6 protein-coding genes are annotated in these 6,474 nt (G+C 43.9%); 4 read left to right on the top strand and 2 right to left on the bottom strand.

The annotated features are described in order from the left end of the window. Nucleotides 1-190 precede the first annotated feature (190 nt). Nucleotides 191-796: a LuxR/HapR/OpaR family quorum-sensing transcriptional regulator gene (locus AB6E30_RS22230; RefSeq protein ID WP_019824386.1), complete on the bottom strand. Its 606-nt coding sequence runs from the start codon at nucleotides 794-796 to the stop codon at nucleotides 191-193. A gap of 337 nt (nucleotides 797-1,133) precedes the next feature. Here AB6E30_RS22230 and hpt point away from each other — a divergent pair, with 337 nt between their 5' ends. Beyond that, nucleotides 1,134-1,664: a hypoxanthine phosphoribosyltransferase gene (gene hpt, locus AB6E30_RS22225; RefSeq protein ID WP_017633235.1), complete on the top strand. Its 531-nt coding sequence runs from the start codon at nucleotides 1,134-1,136 to the stop codon at nucleotides 1,662-1,664. Between the two features lie 74 nt (nucleotides 1,665-1,738). Here the strand turns inward: hpt and can are convergent, their stop codons facing one another. Further along, a complete protein-coding gene (can, locus tag AB6E30_RS22220; protein ID WP_017063246.1) occupies nucleotides 1,739-2,407 on the bottom strand; it encodes a carbonate dehydratase in 669 nt (222 codons plus the stop codon). A 286-nt stretch (nucleotides 2,408-2,693) separates the two neighbouring features. Between can and AB6E30_RS22215 the strand changes: the two genes are divergently transcribed. From AB6E30_RS22215 to AB6E30_RS22205, 3 genes are all read left to right on the top strand, one after another. After that, on the top strand, nucleotides 2,694-4,325 hold the full coding sequence (locus AB6E30_RS22215; RefSeq protein WP_017063247.1) for a SulP family inorganic anion transporter: 1,632 nt from the start codon (nucleotides 2,694-2,696) through the stop codon (nucleotides 4,323-4,325). A 351-nt stretch (nucleotides 4,326-4,676) separates the two neighbouring features. Beyond that, nucleotides 4,677-5,594: an ABC transporter ATP-binding protein gene (locus tag AB6E30_RS22210; protein WP_017059435.1), complete on the top strand. Its 918-nt coding sequence runs from the start codon at nucleotides 4,677-4,679 to the stop codon at nucleotides 5,592-5,594. A 1-nt stretch (nucleotide 5,595) separates the two neighbouring features. Continuing rightward, nucleotides 5,596-6,366, top strand: a complete 771-nt coding sequence (locus AB6E30_RS22205; RefSeq protein WP_010435987.1) for an ABC transporter permease — start codon at nucleotides 5,596-5,598, stop codon at nucleotides 6,364-6,366. Nucleotides 6,367-6,474 lie beyond the last annotated feature (108 nt).

Here is a 6,474-nt window from a genome sequence, read left to right as displayed (position 1 = left end):
GTACGGTGGTGTGAGAGGACGGAGGCTGCGAGGCCTCCTCCTACTCGATTCTGAAGTAAGTCGCAAGAACGTTTCACTCCGAGATGCGAGTACGCTGCGCTCCGGGATACGAAGAGCGAGTGCTAAAAACAAAAAAGGATTGACGCAATACGCCAATCCCTAAGTTTTTTTCGAAGACCGAATTTCAAATCTACTTATAAATGCACAGCATGTTCAAGTAGCTATCCGTTAAGCTTGAAAGCTCTTCTGGCGTTTCTACACGTTTCGCTTGGATGAATAGCGAGTAGCAAATGCCGTGGAATAGATTCGCTAGATGTTTAGGGTCGTGATCGTCACAGACTTCGCCGCGTTCAATCGCTTTGCTAAACATGTTTTGTACTAACATTTGGTTAGTGCGGTTCGTTGTTACGAATAGCGGCCATACTTCATCACGAGTCGAAGCGCTCCATTCGAACCATACATTTAACCAATGGCTATCTTGAGCCACTAACGTCACCATTTCAGTCGCAATATTATGTAGGTTTTGTTTTGCGTGAATATCTAGATCGATATTGTCTGAAAGGAAGTTCGAGAATTGACGGACAACATGATTTAGCACTTCATCAACTAGATCTTCACGAGTAGGGAAGTAGTTAAATACGGTTGCCACAGACACCTGAGCAATATCTGCAATGTCAGCGTGACCACCACGGCCAATGCCGCGACGAGAGAACACTTCAAGTGCGATTTCCATCAATTGAAGTTTTCTTTTTAGGGGTGAAAGCCTAGTTCTAGGTCTCTTAGAGATTGAGTCCATTTTGTTTTCCTTGCCAACGAATTTCTTATATTAATGATTTTATTATTATTTAAGCCAAGATGAGTGTAATGGTGCATATGCGAATGGTCAATCCTTTGAGCTTATTTAATAGACAGTTACATCAAACTTGATACATAAAGCGTGATCAGTATTGATGTGAAAGGAAGAGAGTATCGGACAAGGCATCAACGCGTATTATCGTTGATAATCTGACAGTAAATTTGAACCATAAGGTGGTGTGGGTATTTGAGCAGTGCTAGACTTACGCACAAATTGAGCGGCGCCGATGGCAGAACTGTCTACACTTGTCGCAATCACCAAATAAAATGAGAGCAGTATGAAGCATACAGTTGAAGTCATGATCTCTGAGCAAGAAGTTCAGGATCGAGTGAACGAACTAGGCAAACAGATCACGGAACACTACAAGGGTAGTGAAGATCTAGTTTTAGTTGGCTTATTGCGTGGATCTTTTGTCTTTATGGCAGATCTTGCTCGTGCTATCGATTTAACTCACCAAGTTGATTTCATGACCGCGTCTAGCTACGGCAACGGCATGGAAAGCTCACGTGATGTTCGTATTTTGAAAGATCTTGATGATGATATCCAAGGTAAAGACGTTCTACTTGTAGAGGATATTATCGATACAGGTAATACGCTGACTAAAGTAAAAGAGATTCTGAGCCTACGTGGTCCTAAGTCTATCGAAATTTGTACGCTATTAGACAAGCCTTCTCGCCGTGAAGTGACTGTCGATACAAAATGGATTGGTTTTGAGATCCCAGACGAGTTTGTTGTTGGTGTTGGTATCGACTACGCACAAAAATATCGTCACCTACCGTACATCGGTAAGGTAGTACCTCAAGAGTAATCATTACGCTTGTGGTTTAGAAGTCATTAAAAAGCCCGCTTGATGCGGGCTTTTTGTATATATGACGGAATGGGTTAGCTTTGTTGACTAAGAAGAGGCGTCGTTAAGATCTTGTTTAATGCATCTAAGTGACTGTTCTCTAAAGTATCGTTACTTGAGCAACGTACGCCAAGGTCCTGTAGCTTGCCATCGCCAATACCATAAACCACACCATGGATTTCAACGTCTTGGCCACGCTCCCACGCATTTTGCATAATGGTTGAGTTACCTAGGTTATAAACCTGTTCTGCGACGTTAATTTCGCATAACTTGTCACCCCATTGCTCACGAGGAAGCCCCTCGATTTGCTTGCGGTATTTTAGGTAATTGTCACGGATGTGCAGTAACCAGTTGTTGATAAGACCAAGTTTAGGGTTATCAATCGCCGCGTTAACACCGCCACAACCGTAGTGACCACAGACAATAATGTGTTTCACTTTAAGCACATCTACTGCGTACTGAACAACAGATAGACAGTTTAGGTCTGTATGAACCACTTGGTTGGCCACGTTTCGGTGAACAAACAGTTCTCCAGAATATAAGCCAGTCAGGCGCTCGGCTGGAACTCGGCTATCTGAACAACCTATCCATAGAAAACCAGGGCTTTGACCCTCTTCAAGCGTTGTAAAATACTCAGGTCTTTCAGAGCGAATTTCTTCAGACCATTTGGAATTGTTCTCAAAAAGCTGTTTTATTTCTGGCATCTTGCTTCTTACATCCCTCAATTAAGATGCTTAACTATACACAATGTTACAAATTCAATCTCGTAAAAACTGCGTCAAAATGTACTCATCTGACGTGTTCTAGTAAGGAAAATCATAAACTTAGCCCACTATCAATAATCCGGTTATAAGACATGAATAATGTGATTGAATTAACACTTTCTGAACACTTGATGCATTTGCTAAAGTGATAAGGTTTGTCATTTCATCATCAGGAAGGTGTGTTTTGTTTGGAAGTCGTTTTACGGATATCAATCTCAAAGGGGATATGTTTGGCGGTGTAACTACAGCCATCATCTCGTTACCTTTAGCATTGGCATTTGGTGTTGCTTCTGGCGCGGGAGCTGAAGCTGGCTTGTGGGGCGCCATTATGGTTGGCCTATTTGCAGCATTGTTTGGCGGTTCGAGTAGTTTGATTTCTGAACCTACCGGCCCGATGACGGTGATCATGACTGCCGTAATGACGAGTATGGTTGCTAAATATCCTGAAACGGGTATGGCAATGACCTTTACTGTCGTGATGATGGCCGGTGCATTCCAGATATTACTTGGTACGTTAAAGCTAGGAAAATACGTCACTTTGATGCCATATAGCGTGATCTCCGGATTCATGTCGGGCATTGGCGTTATTCTGATTATCTTGCAGCTGTCTCCATTGTTAGGGCATGCCGCTCCATCCGGTGGTGTAATGGGCACGCTCTCTGCTTTACCTGATACGCTAGCAAACTTAAAAGTGAGTGAGCTATTTCTAGGTGCTCTGACACTCGGTATTCTTTTTGGCTTCCCCGCTAAGTATCGTAAGTATGTGCCTGCTCAACTGGTCGCGTTAGTGGCTGTAACGCTCTTGTCCGTCATTATTTTTGATACCGACTCTATTCGCCGTATTGGTGAAATCCCAGCTGGTTTACCTTCCCTCGTTATCCCTACGATCAGCGCTGAACAGTTTACTACTATGGTTATCGATGCCTTGGTGCTTGGTACATTAGGTTGTATTGATACGCTTTTGACCGCGGTTATCGGAGATTCATTGACTCGTAAAGAGCATGACTCAGACAAAGAGCTTCGTGGCCAAGGCATTGCCAATATGATCTCTGGCCTGTTTGGTGCACTACCTGGCGCGGGCGCCACTATGGGTACCGTAACGAATATTCAGGTGGGAGCGCGTTCTCCGCTTTCAGGTGTTATTCGAGCTTTAGTACTTGCGCTCGTGGTATTGGTTGCAGGTGGTTTAACAGAACCGATTCCTATGGCAGTGCTGGCTGGTATCGCGATGTATGTTGGTTTCAATATCCTAGATTGGAGCTTTATCCAGCGCGCGCACAAGGTTAGCTATGCCGGCATGGGCGTGATGTACGGCGTGATGCTATTGACTGTGTTTGTTGACTTGATTATTGCCGTTGGACTGGGTGTGTTTATCTCGAATATTCTGATTATTGAAAGATTAAGCCGAGAGCAAGCCAGACAAGTTAAGGCGATCAGTGATGGTGATGATGAAGACGATATCCCATTGACTGATAGCGAACGTCAGTTACTCGATAGTGCCAATGGTAAGGTGCTATTCTTCTACCTATCAGGGCCGATGATATTCAGCGTTTCAAAGGCGATTTCACGTCAGCACTCAAGTATCTCTGACTATGAAGCGATGATTCTAGACCTGACAGATGTACCTATGATTGATGTCACTGTTGGCCTAGCGCTAGAGAATGCGATTAAAGATGCATTGGATGCGCAGTGTGAGGTGTATCTGCTGTGTCCTAATGAGAATACTCGTCAACAACTAGAGAAGTTCCACGTGATTGACCTAGTACCTGAATCCAACACTTATCGATTCAGATATGAAGCCCTGACGGCAGCAACAAGCTATGTCGACAGAGATGAGCATCAATTTGAGTCAGTTTAATTTTTCAGTAATAAGCTGATATGAATGACCTGATATGAATAATCTAATATGAATAAGCCATAGACGCTCACTTCAAGACTGATCATTAATGCCGTTAAGTGAATCACTTAGCGGCATTTTTATATTTATTGAACGTTGATTTAGTCTTCACGTAGCCAAGACGCTTATTTGTTTTCGAAAGAAACTCTCACACGATATTTGTATTCATCGTCAATCAACGATAAACTTGTTCGCAAAATGGCCGAGTAAACAAATCTTGGGTTAGCTTTCAGCTAGTTCGTTTTAAGCATTACTCTCTTCCTCAAGCTCGGCCGTCTACATCTTATCTATAGCAAATGGCAGTCTATCTCTATGTATGCATTAGAAATTGAGCAATTAAGAAAAACTTATGCTGGGGGCTTCGAGGCTCTTAAGGGCGTTAGTTTACAAGTAGAAAAAGGCGACTTTTACGCACTACTTGGTCCCAATGGTGCGGGTAAATCAACCACCATTGGTGTTATCTCTTCACTGGTAAATAAAACGTCAGGCAAGGTTAAAGTGTTCGGCTACGACATTGATACCGATCTGGAATTGGCGAAGCAGAACTTAGGCCTTGTGCCTCAAGAGTTTAACTTTAACCCGTTTGAAACCGTTGAACAGATCGTGCTGCAACAAGCGGGTTATTACGGCGTGCCAAAAGCATTAGCGAAAGAGCGAGCGAAAAAGTACCTATCTCAACTCGATCTGTGGGAAAAGCGTGGCGAACGCGCGCGTAACTTGTCTGGTGGTATGAAGCGTCGTTTGATGATCGCGCGTGCATTGATGCATGAACCTCATTTGTTGATCCTTGATGAACCGACAGCAGGCGTTGATATTGAACTACGTCGTTCAATGTGGGAATTCCTAAAAGAGATCAATGAGAAGCAGGGCATTACCATTATCTTGACCACGCACTACCTAGAAGAAGCAGAAATGCTGTGTCGCAACATTGGTATCATCAATCGCGGTGAGCTGATTGAGAACACAACAATGAAAGCGCTGTTGGGCAAATTGAGTGCTGAGACCTTTATTCTGGATCTGGAAGAGGGCACGACTGAACCTAAGCTTGAAGGCGTGAATAGCCAAGTGATGGTCAATGGCTCGCTAGAAATCGAAATCGACAAGAACCTAGGTTTGAATACCATCTTTGCTCAATTGAGCGAGCAACAGGTTAAAGTCCTCTCTATGCGTAACAAAGCAAACCGTCTAGAAGAGCTATTTGTGAGTATCGTCCGTGAGGGGAGTAAATAATATGTACAGCCTATATTGGACCGCTTTCTGCAGTTTGTTGACCAAAGAGATCAATCGCTTTACTCGTATCTGGGTGCAGACTCTGGTGCCGCCAGCGATTACCATGACGCTTTACTTCATCATCTTCGGTAACCTGATTGGTGCGCGTATTGGTGAAATGAACGGCTTTAGCTACATGGAATACATTGTTCCCGGTCTGATCATGATGTCGGTGATCACCAACTCATATTCCAACGTTGCTTCATCGTTCTTTAGTGCCAAGTTCCAGAAGAACATTGAAGAGCTGCTTGTAGCGCCTGTTCCTAACTACGTGATTATCGCCGGCTTCGTAATGGGTGGTGTGGTTCGTGGCTTGTTAGTGGGTACCATAGTAACCTTCGTGTCGTTGTTCTTTGTCGACTTACAAGTTGACCATTGGGGCGTGATCATTGCGACGGTATTTTTAACGTCGGTAGTATTCGCTTTGGGTGGCTTGATTAACGCGGTATTCGCACGCACGTTTGATGATATCTCTATTATCCCAACCTTTATCTTAACGCCGCTGACGTACCTTGGTGGTGTGTTCTACTCGATCAGTCTATTGCCTGAATTCTGGCAAGGTGTATCGAAGTTGAACCCTATCGTGTACATGGTTAACGCGTTCAGATATGGCTTCTTGGGTGTGTCTGATGTGGGGATCGTGACGTCGTTTGGCGTACTAGGTGTGTTTATCGTGCTGTTGTATGGCATTGCACACTACCTAGTGACAAAGGGTATTGGCTTACGTAGCTAACCTTTGGTTCATCTAAGTAACAGGTAAAGAAAAAGGTCGATATAACATCGACCTTTTTTTGTTGTGCGCCGAGCATGGCGTTGATCTAGGAGGTGAAAGTCCTCTACG

The sequence above is a fragment of the Vibrio sp. 10N.247.311.12 genome, assembly GCF_041467515.1.
Lineage (GTDB): Bacteria > Pseudomonadota > Gammaproteobacteria > Enterobacterales > Vibrionaceae > Vibrio > Vibrio crassostreae_C.
The sequence above is the reverse complement of the archived record's forward strand: the minus strand, read 5'-3'. Positions and strand labels throughout refer to the sequence as shown.